Consider the following 231-nt stretch of genomic DNA (forward strand, 5'->3'; position numbering starts at 1 on the left):
GGTGGAGCCGCTGGACCAAGTCTGTACTAGGTGAGCGATGGGGTGACGCAGGAAGGTAGTCCAGCCCGGGCGGTGGTTGTCCCGGGGTAAGGGTGTAGGCCGAGTGATAGGCAAATCCGTCACTCATCAAGGCTGAGACCTGATGCCGAGCCGATTGTGGTGAAGTGGATGATCCTATGCTGTCGAGAAAAGCCTCTAGCGAGTTTCATGGCGGCCCGTACCCCAAACCGA

1 rRNA gene is annotated in these 231 nt (G+C 58.9%); it reads left to right on the top strand.

The window, feature by feature from the left end:
* Positions 1 to 231 (top strand): 23S ribosomal RNA (locus tag ADK60_RS28225); the annotation flags it as partial.

Origin of the sequence: Streptomyces sp. XY431 (assembly GCF_001279805.1) — a bacterium.
GTDB classification, from domain to species: domain Bacteria; phylum Actinomycetota; class Actinomycetes; order Streptomycetales; family Streptomycetaceae; genus Kitasatospora; species Kitasatospora purpeofusca.